1 pseudogene is annotated in these 359 nt (G+C 67.7%); it reads right to left on the bottom strand.

Annotated features, from left to right (window positions below):
* A pseudogene (locus tag HK26_RS12955) lies at positions 1-359 on the bottom strand (1-deoxy-D-xylulose-5-phosphate synthase); the annotation flags it as partial.

A 359-nucleotide genomic window follows, 5' to 3' on the forward strand; every position in this document is an offset into this window, starting at 1 on the left:
CTTGGCCCGAGCGAGAGAATGGCAATGCCACCCGTCTGCGCCCCGGACTGGCGGCCCATCTCGCGGATGACGCGGCCCCGGCCGATCTCCAGCACCTGCCCCTCGGCGGGCAGGTCCAGACCCAGCCCGTTGCCACGCGGGTAGCGCAGGGCGATCGGGCCTTCATCAAACTCGGCGGCTGTGGCTGTCATGTGCAGCAGCTCCAGCTCGTCGGACGGGGCCATAATGGTCATGCCCGGCAGGCAGCCCAGATAGGCAATGTCAAACGAACCCGCATGCGTCGCCCCATCGGCCCCCACCAGACCGGCACGGTCAATGGCAAAGCGGACCGGCAGGTTCTGGAGCACCACATCGTGCAT

The sequence above is a fragment of the Acetobacter okinawensis genome, assembly GCF_002153655.1.
Classification (GTDB): Bacteria; Pseudomonadota; Alphaproteobacteria; order Acetobacterales; family Acetobacteraceae; genus Acetobacter; species Acetobacter okinawensis_A.